The sequence below is a fragment of the Pseudomonas sp. GW821-FHT09C09 genome (assembly GCF_059418105.1).
The window spans coordinates 526,439-543,568 of record NZ_JBWKPF010000004.1; the positions used below are offsets into that span (position 1 = coordinate 526,439).

General features: G+C 61.7%; 15 protein-coding genes. 8 read left to right on the top strand and 7 right to left on the bottom strand.

Translation table 11 applies throughout. The features are described 5' to 3' along the window. The first annotated feature begins 127 nt into the window (after positions 1-127). Genes AC07NR_RS15920 through AC07NR_RS15950 form a run of 7 tightly spaced genes read left to right on the top strand, consistent with a single transcriptional unit; the run spans position 128 to position 7,222 of the window. A complete protein-coding gene (locus AC07NR_RS15920; protein ID WP_495078920.1) occupies positions 128-1,369 on the top strand; it encodes an SfnB family sulfur acquisition oxidoreductase in 1,242 nt (413 codons plus the stop codon). A gap of 36 nt (positions 1,370-1,405) precedes the next feature. Next, on the top strand, positions 1,406-2,599 hold the full coding sequence (locus AC07NR_RS15925; protein ID WP_495078921.1) for an SfnB family sulfur acquisition oxidoreductase: 1,194 nt from the start codon (positions 1,406-1,408) through the stop codon (positions 2,597-2,599). Next, on the top strand, positions 2,599-3,963 hold the full coding sequence (locus tag AC07NR_RS15930; protein WP_169428379.1) for an LLM class flavin-dependent oxidoreductase: 1,365 nt from the start codon (positions 2,599-2,601) through the stop codon (positions 3,961-3,963). The genes AC07NR_RS15925 and AC07NR_RS15930 overlap by 1 nt, the downstream gene beginning before the upstream one ends. Before the next feature lie 13 nt (positions 3,964-3,976). Next, positions 3,977-4,786, top strand: a complete 810-nt coding sequence (locus tag AC07NR_RS15935) for a MetQ/NlpA family ABC transporter substrate-binding protein (RefSeq protein WP_007952748.1) — start codon at positions 3,977-3,979, stop codon at positions 4,784-4,786. Positions 4,787-4,788: 2 nt separating this feature from the next. After that, positions 4,789-5,913, top strand: coding sequence for a methionine ABC transporter ATP-binding protein (locus AC07NR_RS15940; RefSeq protein WP_495078922.1), 1,125 nt, complete (start codon positions 4,789-4,791; stop codon positions 5,911-5,913). After that, on the top strand, positions 5,903-6,547 hold the full coding sequence (locus AC07NR_RS15945; protein WP_065261159.1) for a methionine ABC transporter permease: 645 nt from the start codon (positions 5,903-5,905) through the stop codon (positions 6,545-6,547). Before AC07NR_RS15940 ends, AC07NR_RS15945 begins: the two co-directional genes overlap by 11 nt. A 48-nt stretch (positions 6,548-6,595) precedes the next feature. Continuing rightward, on the top strand, positions 6,596-7,222 hold the full coding sequence (locus AC07NR_RS15950) for a class I SAM-dependent methyltransferase (protein WP_495078923.1): 627 nt from the start codon (positions 6,596-6,598) through the stop codon (positions 7,220-7,222). Between the two features lie 34 nt (positions 7,223-7,256). Here AC07NR_RS15950 and AC07NR_RS15955 read toward each other — a convergent pair whose 3' ends face one another. From AC07NR_RS15955 to AC07NR_RS15965, 3 genes are read right to left on the bottom strand one after another with little or no spacing between them, the layout of a single operon-like run. Beyond that, positions 7,257-10,304: an efflux RND transporter permease subunit gene (locus AC07NR_RS15955; RefSeq protein WP_495078924.1), complete on the bottom strand. Its 3,048-nt coding sequence runs from the start codon at positions 10,302-10,304 to the stop codon at positions 7,257-7,259. Continuing rightward, on the bottom strand, positions 10,301-11,365 hold the full coding sequence (locus AC07NR_RS15960) for an efflux RND transporter periplasmic adaptor subunit (protein ID WP_114880994.1): 1,065 nt from the start codon (positions 11,363-11,365) through the stop codon (positions 10,301-10,303). Before AC07NR_RS15960 ends, AC07NR_RS15955 begins: the two co-directional genes overlap by 4 nt. After that, complete coding sequence (locus tag AC07NR_RS15965; RefSeq protein WP_119428589.1) at positions 11,362-12,465, bottom strand: efflux RND transporter periplasmic adaptor subunit; 1,104 nt, start codon at positions 12,463-12,465, stop codon at positions 11,362-11,364. The genes AC07NR_RS15960 and AC07NR_RS15965 overlap by 4 nt, the downstream gene beginning before the upstream one ends. A 144-nt stretch (positions 12,466-12,609) precedes the next feature. On the opposite strand from AC07NR_RS15965, the gene AC07NR_RS15970 reads away from it, so the two are divergent. After that, positions 12,610-13,770 (top strand): AAA family ATPase, encoded by a 1,161-nt coding sequence (locus AC07NR_RS15970; protein ID WP_495078925.1) that lies wholly within the window; start codon positions 12,610-12,612, stop codon positions 13,768-13,770. Here AC07NR_RS15970 and AC07NR_RS15975 read toward each other — a convergent pair. From AC07NR_RS15975 to AC07NR_RS15990, 4 genes are read right to left on the bottom strand one after another with little or no spacing between them, the layout of a single operon-like run. Beyond that, positions 13,767-14,645, bottom strand: a complete 879-nt coding sequence (locus AC07NR_RS15975) for a transporter substrate-binding domain-containing protein (protein WP_323161034.1) — start codon at positions 14,643-14,645, stop codon at positions 13,767-13,769. The two genes, AC07NR_RS15970 and AC07NR_RS15975, sit on opposite strands and share 4 nt — an antisense overlap. Next, positions 14,642-15,439, bottom strand: a complete 798-nt coding sequence (locus AC07NR_RS15980; protein WP_085712678.1) for an amino acid ABC transporter ATP-binding protein — start codon at positions 15,437-15,439, stop codon at positions 14,642-14,644. Before AC07NR_RS15980 ends, AC07NR_RS15975 begins: the two co-directional genes overlap by 4 nt. Then, positions 15,436-16,095 carry an amino acid ABC transporter permease gene (locus tag AC07NR_RS15985; protein ID WP_495078926.1) on the bottom strand — a complete coding sequence of 220 codons (660 nt, stop codon included), beginning with the start codon at positions 16,093-16,095 and terminating at the stop codon, positions 15,436-15,438. The genes AC07NR_RS15980 and AC07NR_RS15985 overlap by 4 nt, the downstream gene beginning before the upstream one ends. Further along, complete coding sequence (locus AC07NR_RS15990) at positions 16,076-16,741, bottom strand: amino acid ABC transporter permease (RefSeq protein WP_495078927.1); 666 nt, start codon at positions 16,739-16,741, stop codon at positions 16,076-16,078. The genes AC07NR_RS15985 and AC07NR_RS15990 overlap by 20 nt, the downstream gene beginning before the upstream one ends. Between the last annotated feature and the right edge of the window lie 389 nt (positions 16,742-17,130).

Genomic DNA, 17,130 nt, shown 5'->3' on the forward strand with positions numbered 1-17,130 from the left:
GACATTCTTTCGTTCGCCGCACTTTTGCGGCGTTTTTCATGAGATGTGAGGTAGGTAACATGGTCCGGAACCCAATCACCCCAGTGCAGATCGCCAGGGCATTGCGTGCAGCCAAGGAGTGGCACTGATGTCCAGTCTGGCAGACGCAAACGTCCAGAGTGACCTGGACATCGCCCCGTTGTTGTTGCCCGCGCAAGTGCTGCGCAACGACGCTCAAGCCATCAAGGCTGCACATGAACTGGCGCAAGTCGCCCGCGTGCAGGCCGCCAAACGTGATCGTCAGCGCAAGCTGCCATGGGCGGAAATCGAGCAGTTCACCCGCAGCGGCCTGGGCAGCATCGCCATCCCGCGCGAGTACGGCGGGCCGCAGGTTTCCTTCGTCACCCTGGCCGAGGTGTTCGCGATCATTTCCGCGGCCGACCCGGCGCTGGGACAGATCCCGCAGAACCAGTTCGGCATCATCAACCTGATCCTCGGCAGCGCCACCGAAGAGCAGAAACAGCAGCTGCTGAAGAGCGTGCTCGAAGGCTGGCGCATCGGTAACGCCGGGCCTGAGCGCGGCACCAAGGACACGCTGGAACTGAAAGCGCGCATCACCGCCGACGGCGATGACTACGTGATCAACGGCCAGAAGTTCTATTCCACCGGCGCCCTCTTCGCCCATTGGGTGGCGGTCAAGGCACTCAACGATGACGGCAGGCAAGTGCTGGCCTTTGTCCGTCGCGGCACGCCGGGATTGCGCATCGTCGATGACTGGTCGGGTTTCGGCCAGCGCACCACCGCCAGCGGCACGATTCTTTTGCACAATGTGCGGGTCGATGCAGGCCTCGTGGTGGATAACTGGAAGATCAACGAAAAGCCCAACACCCAGGGCGCGGTGTCGCAGCTGATTCAAGCGGCCATCGACGCCGGCATCGCCCGTGGCGCCATCGATGATGCCATCGAATTCGTCAAGACCCGCGCCCGGCCGTGGATCGATGCCAAGGTCGAGCGCGCCAGCGACGATCTCTACGTCATCGCCGACATCGGCAAACTGAAAATCGAACTGCACGCTGCCGAAGCGCTGCTGCGCAAGGCCGGGCAAGTGCTGGATCAGGTGCACGCTGCACCGCTGACTGTCGAGTCCGCCGCCCGCGCCTCGATTGCCGTGGCCGAAGCCAAGGTGCTGACCACCGAGATCTCGCTGCTGGCCAGCGAAAAGCTCTTCGAACTGGCCGGCAGCCGCGCCACCCTCGCCGAATTCAACCTCGACCGCCACTGGCGCAATGCCCGGGTACACACCCTGCACGACCCGGTGCGCTGGAAATACCACGCGGTCGGCGCTTATCGCCTCAACGGCAAACTGCCTGCGCGCCACTCCTGGATCTGACGACCGCACACTTTCTCAAGAGCCTGGAGAAAACCTATGACCTTTTCCCATCCCGTCGCGGTCATCACCAGCGACGAGCAAGCCCTGATCGTCGCCAGCGACCTGGCCGAAGATTTCCAGCGCGACAGCAACCTGCGCGACCGCGAACGCCGCCTGCCGCTACCGGAACTCGACGTGTTTTCCCGCTCCGGCCTGTGGGGCATCAGCGTTCCGAAAGAGTACGGCGGTGCCGGCGTGTCCAACGTGACCCTGGCCAAGGTCATCGCCCTGATCGCCCGGGCCGATGGCTCGCTGGGGCAGATTCCGCAGAACCATTTCTATGCCCTCGAAGTGCTCCGGGTGAATGGCAGCCACGAGCAAAAACAACGTCTGTACGCCGAAGTCCTCGCCGGTCAGCGCTTCGGCAACGCCTTGGCAGAACTGGGCACCAAGACTGCCCACGACCGGGTCACCAGCCTCAAACGCGACGGCAGCGGCTATCGCATCAACGGTCGCAAGTTCTATGCGACCGGTGCGATTTACGCGCAGCGCATCCCGACCTCGGTGGTCGATGAACACGGCGTGCAGCAACTGGCCTTCGTCCCGCGTGACAGCAAAGGCCTGACCGTGATCGACGACTGGAGCGGCTTCGGCCAACGCACCACCGGCAGTGGCTCGGTGGTGTTCGAAGATGTGTATGTCGCCACCGAAGATGTCATCCCGTTCCAGAGCGCTTTCGAGCGTCCGACCACCGTCGGCCCGCTGGCGCAGATCCTTCACGCCGCCATCGACACCGGCATCGCCCGCGCCGCCTACGAAGATGCGTTGCACTTCGTGCGCAGCAAGACCCGGCCGTGGATCGATTCGGGTAACGACAAGGCCACCGAAGATCCGCTGACGCTCAAGAGCTTCGGCCACCTGAGCATTCGCCTGCACGCCACCGAAGCCCTGCTCGAACGTGCCGGCGAATTCCTCGATGCAGCCCAGGCCGAGACCAACGCCGAGACGGTTGCAGCAGCCTCGATTGCCGTCGCCGAAGCACGGGCGATCAGCACCGAAATCTCCCTGGCCGCCGGCAGCACCCTGTTCGAACTGGCCGGCAGCCAGGCCACCCTGATCGAACACGGCCTCGACCGCCACTGGCGCAACGCCCGGGTGCACACCCTGCACGACCCGGTGCGTTGGAAATATCACGCGGTGGGCAATTACTACCTCAACGATGAAAACCCTCCGTTGCGAGGGACCATCTGATGAGCAAGAAAAAGATCCTGCTCAATGCGTTCAACATGAACTGCATCGGCCACATCAACCACGGGCTGTGGACGCATCCACGGGACACCTCGACCCGATACAAGACCATCGAGTACTGGACCGAACTGGCGCAACTGCTGGAACGCGGGCTGTTCGACGGGCTGTTCATCGCCGACATCGTCGGCGTGTACGACGTCTACCAGAACTCGGTGGACGTCACCCTGAAAGAGTCGATCCAGCTGCCGGTCAACGATCCGCTGTTGCTGGTGTCGGCGATGTCCGCGGTGACGAAAAACCTGGGTTTCGGTCTGACCGCCAACCTCACCTACGAGCCGCCGTATCTGTTCGCCCGGCGCATGTCGACCCTCGATCACCTGAGCCGTGGAAGGGTGGGCTGGAACATCGTCACCGGTTATCTGGACAGCGCCGCCAAGGCCATGGGCCTGAGCGAACAGGTCGAGCATGACCGGCGTTACGACCAGGCCGACGAGTACCTCGAAGTGCTCTACAAACTCTGGGAAGGCAGCTGGGAAAACGGTGCGGTGCTCAACGACCCACAGCAGCGGATCTACGCGCAGCCGGACAAGGTGCACAAGGTCGAGCACAAGGGCGAGTTCTACCAGGTCGAGGGTTATCACCTGTGCGAGCCGTCACCGCAGCGCACGCCGGTGCTGTTCCAGGCCGGCAGTTCGGATCGCGGTCTGCTGTTCGCCGGGCGTCATGCCGAGTGCGTATTCATCAGCGGTCAGAACAAGCCGTCGACCAAAGTGCAGGTGGACAAGGTCCGCGCCAGCGCCGTCGAGGCAGGTCGCAATCCCGAAGACATCAAGGTGTTCATGGGCCTCAATGTGATCGTCGGCGAGACCGAGGAAGCGGCCTGGGCCAAACACGCCGAGTACCTCAGCTACGCCAGCGCCGAAGCAGGCGTGGCGCATTTTTCGGCGTCCACCGGGATCGATTTTTCACAGTACGAAATCGACGAGCCTATCCAGTACGTGAAGAGCAACGCAATCCAGTCCGCCACCAAAAACCTGCAGAACAACGACTGGACCCGACGCAAATTGCTCGACCAGCACGCCCTCGGCGGGCGCTACATCACTGTGGTCGGCTCGCCGCAGCAAGTGGCGGATGAGCTGGAATCGTGGATCGCCGAAACCGGCCTCGACGGCTTCAACCTGACCCGCATCGTCACCCCGGAAAGCTATGTGGATTTCATCGACCTGGTGATTCCGGAACTGCAACGGCGCGGCTCGTACAAGACCGCGTACGACACCGGCAGCCTGCGGGAAAAACTCTTTCACGGCGAAGCGCATCTGCCGCAGCAACACACCGGCGCCCACTACCGACACACCTCCTCGCACTGACTGGAAAACCACCATGACCAAGAAGCTCCTGTCCCACCCAGTCAAAGCACTGGCCCTGGCCTTCGGCCTGTTCAGCTCAGCCGTTTTCGCCGCCGACGCGCCGTTGAAAATCGGCACCACCGCCGCGTTCGCGATTCCACTGGAAGCCGCCGTCGAAGAGGCCTCCAAACAAGGCCTGAAAGTCGAGCTGGTGGAGTTCACCGACTGGATCGCACCAAACGTCAGCCTCGCCGCCGGCGACATCGACGTGAACTACTTCCAGCACATCCCGTTCCTGGAAAACGCCAAGGCCGCCTCCGGTTTCGACCTGGTGCCGTTCGCTCCGGGGATCATCAACAACGTCGGCCTGTACTCGAAGAAATACAAAAGCTTCGACGAGTTGCCTGAGGGCGCCAGCGTCGCCATCGCCAACGACCCGATCAACAGCGGACGCGGCCTGCAACTGCTGGCCAAGGCCGGTCTGATCACCCTGAAACCGGGCGTCGGCTACAAGGCCACCGAAGACGATATCGTCGCCAACCCGAAGAAGATCAAGATCCTGCAAGTCGAAGCCGTGCAACTGGTACGCGCCTACGATGACGCCGATCTGGTCCAGGGCTACCCGGCCTACATCCGTCTGGCGAAGACCTTCGATGCAGGCTCTGCGTTGCTGTTCGACGGCCTCGACCACAAGGAATACGTGATTCAGTTCGTGATCCAGCCGAAGAGCAAAACCGATCCGCGCCTGATCAAGTTCGTCGACATCTACCAGCATTCGCCGGCCGTTCGCGCCGCGCTGGACAAGGCCCACGGCAAGCTGTACCAGGCCGGTTGGGAAAGCTGAGGATGACCGCTGCCATTCAGCGGCGACTGGATCTTCCAGAGCCACCCGCGCTGGCACAGCGCACCGAACTGCATCCCGAGCTGAACCGCGCCCATGTGCGTTTCGTCGGGCTCGGCAAAACCTACGACGGCAAACAAGGCCCGGTCGCCGCCCTGCAAGGCATCGACCTGGCGATCCAGCGCGGTGAAGTGTTCGGCATCATCGGCCGCAGCGGCGCCGGCAAATCGTCGCTGATCCGCACCATCAATCGCCTCGAACAACCGACCTCGGGCCGGGTGCTGATCGATCAGGTGGACATCGGCGAGTTCGACGAGGATCGCCTCGTCGCCCTGCGTCGGCGGATCGGCATGATCTTCCAGCACTTCAACCTGATGTCGGCAAAAACGGTGTGGCAGAACGTCGAACTGCCGCTGAAAGTCGCCGGCGTTCCGAAGGAGCAGCGGGAGAAAAAGGTTCGCGAACTGCTGGAACTGGTGGGCCTGCAGGCCAAGCACAAGGCCTATCCGGCGCAATTGTCCGGCGGGCAGAAACAGCGCGTCGGCATTGCCCGCGCACTGGTGCACGACCCGGACATTCTGCTGTGCGACGAGGCCACTTCGGCGCTGGATCCGGAAACCACTCAGTCGATCCTCGGCCTGCTGCGCGAGATCAACAAACGCCTGGGCCTGACCATCGTGCTGATCACTCACGAGATGGCGGTTATCCGGGAAATCTGCGACCGCGTCGTCGTGCTGGAACATGGCCGCGTCGTCGAGCAAGGCCCGGTCTGGGAAGTGTTCGGCAACCCGCAACACGAGGTCAGCCAGACCTTGCTCGCACCGCTGCAACACGCCTTGCCCGAAGAGTTGCAAAACCGTTTGCAGGCACAACCGTCGTCGTCCGACGCGTCCGTGGTGCTGCGCTTGCAGTTCACCGGCAGCCAGCAGGACGAACCGGATCTGGCCGCACTGTTCGCCGCCCTCGGTGGTCGGGTGAAATTGCTCCAGGGCGGCGTGGAACGGATTCAGGGCCACGCGCTCGGGCAACTGTTGCTGGCGGTGGCAGGCTCGAAGCTGAACGCCGAGGAACTGCGTCAGCGTGCCAGCCAGTGGGCACAACGCACGGAGGTGTTGGGTTATGTGGTTTGATCGCTTGCTGCAGGGTTTTATCGATACGTTTCTGATGGTCGGCGTGTCATCGCTGATTGCATTGCTCGCCGGGATTCCCATGGCGGTGATTCTGGTCACCAGCGACAAGGGCGGCATCTACGAAGCACCGGTGCTGAATCGTGCTCTGGGTGCGTTCGTGAATCTGTTTCGCTCGATTCCGTTCCTGATTTTGATGGTTGCGCTGATTCCGTTCACCCGGCTGATCGTCGGCACCACATACGGTGTGTGGGCGGCGGTCGTACCGTTGACCATCGCGGCCACGCCGTTTTTTGCGCGGATTGCCGAAGTGAGCCTGCGCGAAGTCGACCACGGCTTGATCGAAGCCGCGCAAGCCATGGGCTGCCGGCGCTGGCATATCGTCTGGCACGTGTTGTTGCCCGAAGCGCTGCCGGGCATCGTTGGCGGGTTCACCATTACGCTGGTGACGATGATCAACTCATCGGCGATGGCCGGAGCGATTGGTGCCGGCGGTCTGGGCGACATCGCCTATCGCTACGGCTATCAGCGCTTTGACAGCCAGATCATGCTGACCGTGATCGTACTGCTGGTGGCGCTGGTGGCGGTGATTCAACTGGGCGGCGACCGTCTGGCGCGAGGGTTGAACAAGCGCTGAATTGCATGGCGTATAGTCGGCAACATCCTTTGCCAGCGCAGTCCGACCATGAAACAGACGCCTATCGATCTGGAACAGATCACCTCCACTACCCTCGGCCACTACAACTCGGTGGCCGAGGATTTTCGTGAAGGCACCCGCGACCATGATGTCAGCCAGAACATCGACGCCCTGCTGCGGCATATTCAGGCTGAAGCGCCGTTTTCCATTCTCGACTTCGGCTGCGGGCCGGGCCGGGATTTGCAGACCTTCACCCGTTTGGGTCACGTCGCCGTCGGCCTCGATGGTGCGGAAAAATTCGCGCAGATGGCCCGGGAGGACAGTGGCTGTGAAGTGTGGTGCCAGGATTTTCTGAAGCTGGATCTGCCGGCAGAGCGCTTCGACGGGATCTTCGCCAACGCGGTGCTGTTTCATGTGCCGTTGCAGGAGTTGCCACGGGTTTTGAAGCAGTTGCACGGGACACTGAAACCGGGCGGCGTGCTGTTCAGCTCCAATCCACGCGGGGACAACCGTGAAGGCTGGAACGGGCCGCGTTATGGCTCGTATCACGATCTGGAGGCGTGGCGCGGATTGCTGACGGCGGCAGGGTTCGTGGAACTTGAGCATTACTACCGGCCGGCGGGGCTGCCGCGGGAGCAGCAGCCGTGGCTGGCGAGTGTCTGGCGCAAGATCTGACTTCCCTCACCCAAGGGTGAGGGAAGCTTTTGATCTAGTTTTTCTTCGGCTCGCGAATCTTGTACCAGGCCACATACAGCGCCGGCAGGAACAGCAGCGTCAGCAATGTCGCCACCACAATCCCGCCGATCATCGCGTAGGCCATCGGCCCCCAGAACACTTCCCGGGCGATCGGGATCATGCCCATGCTCGCCGCCGCAGCAGTCAGCAGAATCGGCCGGCGTCGGTGCTCGGTGGCTTCCACCACCGCATCCCAGGGCGAGTAGCCCTTGTGCTCGAACTCCTCGATTTGCGTCACGAGGATCACCGAGTTGCGGATGATGATGCCGATCAGCGCCAGAATCCCGAGGATCGCCACGAAGCCCATCGGCGTACCGGTCGGCACCAGCGCCAGCACCACGCCGATCAGCCCCAGCGGCGCAACACTGGCCACCAGGAACAGCTTCTGCACGCTGTGCAGCTGGATCATCAGGAAGGTCGCCATCAGGAACAGCATCAGCGGCAAGACCTTGGCAATCGGCCCTTGGGCCTTGCCGCTCTCTTCGACCGTACCGCCGGTGGCGACCTTGTAGCCCACCGGCAGTTTGGCGGCGAAGTCATCGATGGTCGGCTTGAGGACTTTCACCAGATCGGTCGGCTGGATTTCATCGCGCACCGAAGCCTTGATGGTGATGGTCGGCAAGCGGTCGCGACGCCACACCAGCGGCTGCTCCAGTTCATAGCGCACGGTGGCGAAGGCCAGCAGCGGAATCGACGTGCCATTGGGCGTGACGATCTGCAGATTCTGCAGGGTTTCCGGTGTGCCGCGCTCGGAATCCACCGCACGCCCGACCACATTGACCAAGTAGATATCGTCATCGACCTGAGTCAGCGGCGAGCCACTGACGATGCTGTTCATCAGGTTGGCCACATCCTCCGAGGACAGGCCGAGCTGACGCGCCTTGTCCTGAGCGATGTCGATGCGCAGGACTTTGCCGGGCTCGTTCCAGTCGTAAATGATCTCGCCGATGTGCGGGCTCTTGTCCAGTTCGGTGGCCAGGTCGATGGCGTGTTTGCGCACCTGATCGATGTCCTTGCCGCTGACCCGGTACTGGATCGGACGACCCACCGGCGGGCCCATTTCCAGGGCCTGCACGTAGCTGCCGATGCCGACGAAATCCTTGCGCAGGCGATCACGCAGGCGCTGGCTCAAGGCTTCGCGGGCCTTGAAGTCTTTGCTGACGATCACCAGTTGCGCGTAGTAAGGGTTCTGCAGTTGCTGATCCAGCGGCAAGTAGAAACGGATCGCACCCTGACCGATGTAGGTGCTCCAGCGCACGATATCCGGGTCGCCCTTGAGCGTGGCTTCGAGCTTGTCGACCGCCTTGCGGGTTTCATCGATCGAGGCGTTTTGCGGCAGGTTCAGGTCGACCAGAATTTCCGGGCGATCTGAAGACGGGAAAAACTGGTTCTGTACAAAGCGCATGCAAAACACCGAGAGCACGAAGCACAGCACGGTGATGCCGATGCACCACCAGCGGTTGCGCATCGACCACAACAAACCGTGATTGAACGCTCGCCCGATACGCCCCGGCTCCGCTTCGTGGGGCTTCACGTTGGTGCTGAGAATGTGCACGCCGATCACCGGCGCGAAGAACACCGCCACGATCCACGACACGATCATCGCCACCGCGATCACCGCAAACAACGTGTAGGTGTACTCACCGGCGGAGCTGGCGTTGAGTCCGATGGGCACAAAACCGGCCACGGTCACCAGCGTACCGGTGAGCATCGGGAACGCCGTGGAGGTGTAGGCGAACGTCGCCGCCTGCTCCTTGGTCTCGCCCATTTCCAGGCGCGTGACCATCATTTCCACGGTGATCATCGCGTCGTCCACCAGCAGCCCGAGGGCAATGATCAGTGCTCCGAGGGAAATCCGCTGCATGGTGATGCCGCTGTACTCCATGTACACGAACACCATGGCCAGCACCAACGGGATCGAGCACGCCACCACCAGCCCGGCCCGCACACCGAGGCTGATAAAGCTCACCACCAGCACGATGACCACCGCTTCGAACAGCGCACTGGTGAAGCCACCGACGGCTTCTTCCACCACCACTGCCTGATCGGAAACGGTGTGCACGCCGACGCCCACCGGCAAGTCGGCGGTCAGTTGATCGATGCGCGCGTGCAGCGCCTTACCGAAGGCCTGGACGTTGCCGCCCTTCTGCATGGCGATTGCCAGGCCGATGGCCGGCTTGCCGTCGAAGCGGAATTCCGGAGTCGCCGGGTCGACGTAACCCCGGCTGATTTCAGCGATATCGGCCAGACGATAGAAGCGGTCATTGAGTTTGAGATTGACCTCGGCCAGGTCCTTTTCCGAGGCAAACTGCCCGGACGTCCTCACCGAAATCCGCTCGGGCCCGGCCTCGATCACACCCGCCGGGGTCACGGCGTTCTGCGATTGCAGGCTTTGCACCACTTGCCGTTGATCGATGCCCAGCGCCGCCAATTTGCGAGTGGAGAAGTTCAGGTAGATCACTTCATCCTGCTGGCCGACCATCTCGATCTTGCCCAACCCCGGCACGTTGCGAATCTCGGCGCGCGCCTGTTCCACATAATCGCGCAGTTGCCGCATCGTCAGGCCGTCGGCGGTGAACGCATAGACCGAGCCGAACACGTCACCGAACTCGTCGTTGAATCCCGGCCCCTGAATCCCCTGGGGAAACTGGCCGCGAATGTCGTCGATCTTTTTGCGCACCTGGTACCAGATTTCCGGGATGTCCTTGGCGCTGGTGGTGTCGCGCAGATACACGTAGACCGTGGATTCGCCGGGTCGCGTGTAGCTTTTCACATAGTCGAGGGAGTCGAGTTCCTCGAGTTTTTTCTCGATGCGGTCGGTGACCTGTTTGAGCGTTTCCTCCTGGGTCGCGCCCGGCCATTTGGTCTGGATCACCATGGTCTTGATGGTGAACGACGGGTCTTCCTCGCGCCCCAGATTGAAGTACGAGAACACCCCCATCAGCAGCCCGACGAACATCAGGTACCAGACGAACGACTGATGCTTGAGGGCCCATTCGGAGAGATTGAAAGACCCTTTCATTGACTGTCCTCGTCGAGTTTCACGGCTTGTCCGGGTTTGAGGCTGTTGACGCCGGCGCTGACCACACGCTCGCCGGACTTGACCCCGCCGGCCAGCACCACGGTGCTGTCGGTGCGGCTGGTCACGCTGACGTCACGCGGGGCAACGGTTTTGCTTTGCGGGTCGATCACCCAGATCCGGGTTTTGCCGTCGGCCTCCTGCAAGGCTGTCGCAGGCAATTCGATTCGCGGTTTGATCGCCGAACTGAGGGTCACGCTGATCGCCGTACCGAGACGGAAGCCCGGTGGAGTGCTGGCCAGGGTCAGGCGTGCGCGTCGGGTGCGCGTGGCGCTTTGCGCCTGAGGTTCGATTTCACGGATGACGGCGGTGGTGTTGATACTCGGATCGAGTTGTGCGGCCACCAGAAACACCACGTCGCTGGGAATCTGATCGACCAGCGTGTCCGGCAGATCGATCACCGCTTCCTTGATGTCCGGTTGCGCCAGCGTCACCACTTGCTGGCCGGCCGTCACCACTTGCCCGGCCTCGGCGTTCCACGCGGTGACTACGGCTTTGTGGTCGGAGCGCAGTTCGGTATAGCCGAGCTGATCCTTGCTCTGGTTGACTGCCGCCCGCGCCTGGTCGAGGGACGCCTGGGTGGTCTTCAGATCAGTGGTGGCAATGTCCAGTTGCGCCTGGGCGCCGACCCCGCGATCAAACAGCGCCTGCTGACGCCGGGCATTGGCCTGGGCGTTGATCAGTTGCGCCTCGACTTTCGCCAGATCGCCCTGGGCCGAACGCAGCTGGTTCTGCTGGTCGGACGGGTCGAGGGTGGCGAGCAAGGTGCCCTTCTCCACCTCGGCCCCCACGTCGACGTTACGGCTGGCAATGCGCCCGCCGACACGGAAACCGGTGTTGCTCTCGTAGCGCGCCTGAATGCTGCCGGCGAAACGACCGAGGGTTTCCTCGTTCAGTGCTTCGACCTTGATCGACAACACCGGCCGCACCGGTTCGGGCGGTGGCTCGCTCTTGGAACAGGCAACCAGCAGCAGCCCGACAGACATCACCCACAAAGGCTTCATGGCTGTGCTCCCGGTTGCAGTTCCTTGTAGGTGTTCTCGGCGATCTCGACTTTCATCCCCGGATGCAGCAGCTGCCCACCGGCAACGATGACTTTTTCGCCGCCCTTGAGCCCTTCGCTGATGATCACGTGCCCGGTCAGGTAGCGGCCGACGGTGACGTTGTGCAGTTGCGCCTCACCCTTGTCGTCCACCATCCATACGGCGGGTTCACTGATGTTCTTGGTCAGGGCCGACCACGGCAATTCCACCGCCGATTTGCCGCTGCCCTTGGCGGTGGCACTGACCACCGAACCGAGCTGCATGCCCTGGGGCAGGCTGTCGAGGGTGACCTTGACCTGCACCGTGCCGGACTGCGCCGACACTGCCGGGGTGATTTCACGCACGGTGCCGGTGGTCTTGATGGCGGGGTTGTCGAGCAGGCTGACGACGATCGAACGCTCGGCCGGCCGCTCTGCCAAAAGGGATTCGTACACGTTGAACACCGCGTCGCGATCGCCGTCCCGGGCTAGGCTGAAGATCGGCGCCGTAGCCTGCACCACCTGACCGACCTCGGCCTGACGCTGGGTGATGATGCCCGGCGCATCGGCGATCAGTGCGGTGTAACTCAGTTGATCCTTGGCGTTGGCCAACTGCGCCTGGGCCGCGCTCAACGCACTCTGGCTGCTGCGCAATGCCGCTTGCGCGGAATCGTATTCGCTCTGGCTGGTGTAGCCCTTGGGCAACAGTTTTTGCTGGCGGACGAACGCGGCAGCGCTCTGTTTGACCCGCGCCTGCTCGGCCAGCACCTGGGCCTGGGCGGAATCGACGTTGGTCTGCAAGTCCTTGGGATCGAGTTTGGCCAGCACTTGTTTGGCCGAGACACGGTCACCGACATCGACCATGCGCTGGATGATCTTGCCGCCGACCCGGAACGACAATTCGGTCTGCACCCGCGCCTGAACGTCGCCGGTAAGGGTCACGGATGCCGCGAAGTCCGCAGGCTTGACCTCTTGCACGAAGACCCGCGGCAAATACTCCTGGGGCGCCTTTTTTTCGCCGCAGGCGGCGAGCAAAGCGAGCAGGCCCAACAGGGCGGCTGTTTTCAATCCGGGACTCGCCATGCAGACTCCTTCCTGTGTACGAACGTGCAAGTGACGATACGACTGTGAGCTTAGAACAGGGTTCAACCTTCGTCCGGGCGATATATGCATTTATGTGCAGCAGGTATCCTGACCCGGATTCCGGAGCACCCAGGAAGGATTTTCATGCTCAAGACCCTCGCGGTGGCCAATTACCGCTCGATCAATAAATTGGTGATTCCGCTGGGTCGGCTGAACCTGATCACCGGCCCCAACGGCAGCGGTAAATCCAACCTTTACCGGGCGCTGCGGCTGCTGGCGGAGACCGCTCAGGGCGGCGTGGTCAATGCACTGGCTCGCGAAGGCGGGCTGGAATCGACGTTCTGGGCCGGGCCGGAAACCATCAGCCGGCGCATGCGCAACGGTGAAGTGCCAATCCAGTCCACGGTACGTCAGAGCGTGAAACGTCTGAGGCTGGGTTTTGCCGGTGAAGATTTCAGCTATTCGATTGCGCTGGGTTTGCCCGAACCGAGCCTTTCATTCTTTTCCCTCGACCCGGAAATCAAAAAGGAATGCATCTGGGCCGGGCCGCTCTATCGCCCGGCCAGTCTGCTGGTGGATCGCGACGGGCCGATGATCCGCACCCGTGACGGTCGCAGCTGGGACGTGCTGGCGCAGCACACGCCGAACTTCGACAGCCTGTTCGATCAGGTCGGCAGCCTGCGCACTTCGCCGGAAGTGTTCCAGATGCGCGAGTTCATCCGCCGCTGGCGCTTCTACGATCACTTTCGCAGCGACGCCGACGCCCCGGTGCGCCAGCCGCAACTGGGCACGCGCACGCCGGTGCTGCATCACGACGGCCGCGATCTGGCGGCGGCATTGCGCACCATCATCGAGATCGGTGATCCAGAGGCATTGCAGGCGGCGATCAGCGACGCGTTTCCCGGCGCACGGCTGAACATCGCGCCACTGGCGGGCGGACGCTTTGCCATCGAGTTCTTTCAGGAGGGCTTGTTGCGGCCATTGTCGGCGGCGGAATTGTCGGATGGCACGTTGCGTTATCTGCTGCTGGTCGCCGCGCTGCTGACGCCGCGCCCGCCTTCGCTGATGGTGCTGAACGAACCGGAAACCAGTCTGCATCCGGATCTGTTGCCGGCGCTGGCGCGGTTGATCATTCGCGCATCGCAGGAGTGTCAGGTATGGGTGGTTTCACATGCACGGCGATTGATTTCGGCGTTGCAGGAAGATGAGGAATGCAATTGCATCGTGCTGGAAAAGACCCTCGGCCAGACGGGAGTGGTCGGGCAGAGGGTGCTGGATGAGCCGGCGTGGAATTGGCCTGATTAGCCCTGCCACTTTCCGCCTTCGACAATCACACTCTCAGGCTTGGTGTCATCGCTCAGTTCTTTACGCACATATTGGTCATACAGTTTGAGCAAGTATTTCTCTTCCCCAAGCTTGGCCAGTTCGGTATTCACCCAGTCACGCAATTCGATATTGCCCTTCTTCACCGCCGGTGCAATCGGGGCTTCGGCGCCGAGTTTTTCATCCAGCACGCGGTAGCCCGGGTTCTGCTTGGCCCAGCTGAACAACACCAGATTGTCCTGGGCGTAGGCATCGCCACGGCCGTTGGCCAAGGCTTGCAGGGACTCGGAGTTTTTCTCGAACTTCAGCAGTTTCCAGTCCGGGTGGTTCTTGGTCAGCCAGATATCGGCGGTGGTGCCAGTGGTGACGATGGTGGTGCGGGTCGCCAGATCATCCAGCTTCTTCACGTCGCTGCCTTGCGGCACCAACGCCTGCACCGCGACCTTGAGGTTCGGATTGGTGAACTCCACCGCCTCCTTGCGCTCCGGGGTCACGGTCATGTTGGCGAGGATCAGATCGACCTTGTCGCTTTGCAGGAACGGAATGCGGCTCGCCGGCTCCACGGCCACAAACTCGACCTTGTTTTCGTCGCCCAGCAGATCCTTGGCGAATTGCCGGCCGATGTCGGTATCGAAGCCGACATAGCGCCCTGCTTCATTGACGAAACCGAACGGCGGCTTGTCGGTGAACACGCCGACGATCAGTTTGTCGCGAGCCTTGATCTTGTCCAGGTAACCGGCCGGCGCGGTGCTTTCGCTGGCGACTTTCGGCTTGGCTGGTTCTTCGGTCTTGTTGCAGCCGGCCAGCAGCGCGAGGCTGATCAGCGGTAAAGCAAACAGGGCTTTGGCAGTTTTCATGGCAGTTCCAGTTCCTTGGTTTGAGACGTTGTGGACGAAGTCGTTGAAGGCAGGGCTTCGACGTAGGAGAACTTCTCCAGGAACTGCTGCGCGCGTGCGGTTTGCGGGTTCGTAAAGAAAAGCTCGGGCGGGTTCTGTTCGAGGATGCGCCCGGCATCCATGAACACGATGCGGTCGGCCACCGCGCGGGCGAAGGCCATTTCGTGGGTGACGATCAACAGGGTCATGCCTTCGCGGGCCAGGCCCTGAATCACTTGCAGCACCTCCTTGACCATCTCCGGGTCGAGGGCGGCGGTGACTTCGTCGAAGAGCATGACTCGGGGGTTCATGCACAACGAACGGACGATGGCGATACGTTGCTGCTGGCCGCCGGAGAGCTGGCGCGGGAAGGCATCGCGTTTGTCCGACAGGCCCACGCGTTCGAGCAACGCTTCGGCTTGTTGCTGTGCTTCACGGCGTTCGCGTTTCTGCACCTTGAGCGGGCCGAGCAGCAAGTTATCGAGCACGCTCATGTGCGGGAACAGGTGATAACTCTGGAACACCATGCCGATCTGCTGACGCACTTCGCGCCAGTCGGTGGCCTTGTCCAGCAGTTCGCGGCCGGCGAATTTCAGACTGCCGCCGTGGGCAACCTCCAGACCGTTGAGGCAACGCAGCAGGGTGCTTTTTCCGCAGCCGCTGGGGCCGAGGATGACGATGACTTCGCCGGACTTCACTTGCAGATCGATGCCCTTGAGCACCTGCTGTTCGCCGAAGAATTTGTTGAAACCCTGAAACTCGATCAATGCGCTCATGCTTGCGTCCAGCGCCGCTCCAGCACGCGCGAGGCGGCCGACAGCGGGTAGCAGATGAAAAAGAAAAACAGGAACAGCGCGCCGTAGATCAGCACCGATTCGTATGTGCGCTCGATGATCTGCTGGCCGACCTTGATCACATCCACCACGCCGATCAGCACCGCCAGCGAACTGGTCTTGATGATCCGCGTGTAGACGTTGATGGTCGGTGGCGTCATGCGTTTCAGCGCCTGGGGCAGCAGCACGTAGCCGTAGAGCTGGGCCGCGTTCAGTCCGATCGACAGCCCCGCCTCACGCTGCCCGCGCGGCAACGAATGCAGCGCACCACGCGCCACTTCGCCGACCTCGCTGGCGCCCCACAATGACAGCACCAGCACCGCGCACCAGAAGCTCGGCAGGCTCAGGCCAAAGAAAATCGGCAGGCCGAAAAACAGCAGGTACAACCAGACCAGCACCGGAATCGCCCGGAACAGTTCCAGATAGATCCGCAATACCGCGTTCAGCCATGTCACGTTGAGCGTGCGCAGCACGCCGTAGAGCACACCGCCGACGGTGCTGATGGCGATGCTCAGGAACGAGATCGACAGGGTTTGCCCGGCGCCTTTGGACAGTTGCGGCAACGACACCCAGAGCAGTTCAAGACCCGAACTGGCCATGCTGGAGCCTCCTTTCCAGACGGCTCAACAGCAGCGACAGCGGCAGGAACAACAGCACGCAGATCAGCGTCAGCACGGCGAGCATTTCGTAGGTTTTGTAGTAGAGCGCGATGTAGCTTTTGGTGGTGTAGAGAATCTCCGGCACCGCCACGGCCGAGACCACGGTGGTCTCCTTGAGCAGGAAAATGAAATTGGCGAACAGCGACGGCAGGCTGAGGATCCCCGCTTGCGGCAGGATCACGTAACGCAGCAACTGGCCGTGGGACAGACCGATGGAGCGACCCGATTCCAGTTGCGCCTGGGGCACCGCATCCACACCGGCACGCAGCACTTCGGTGAGGTAGGCACCGCCGAGAAACGTCATGGTGATAATCGCAGCGGTGAAACCGGAGACCTTGATCCCCAGAGCCGGCAGCGCAAAGTAGACGAAGAACAGCTGGATCAGCAGCGGCGTGTTGCGCGCCAGCTCCACATACAGCCCGACCAGTTTTTTCAGGTAAGGCGTGCGGAACACCAGAATCGTCGCGTTCAGCAGCGCGACCAGCAACGAGGTACCAATGGCGATCAAACCGACCTGCAGCGTCACGCCCACCGCTTTGAGAAACGCCGGCAACGTGCTGAGGATAAATGCGTAATCGAAGGTCATGAAACATCCTGACGTCGCTCGGTAAGCGACGGTGGTGCAGTCCATGGACAGCGGGTAGCTGTCCTGCAGGCACCGACTTTAAAGGTATAAAAAGAAGAATTTAAATACCGTTAAAGCATATTGATATCACGCAAAAAACTAATCGACGGGTTTGCCGGGAAGAAGGAGGAAGGCTATTGTCCCCAGCGCTGTAGGACGGATCTTTTTTGCATAAAAGCCCTCCAAGGACGAACAGCTTTTGGCCAGACTCCCCCGGCCGAACCCATAACAAGGAAGAGAACATGGACGTAAAAGTGCCGCAGCGACTGGATCCGCAGGAAATCGTGAAATTGTTGGTGGCGTTGCGCCGGGCGTTGAAGACCGGGATAGCCTGAGCTTAAAGACACCCT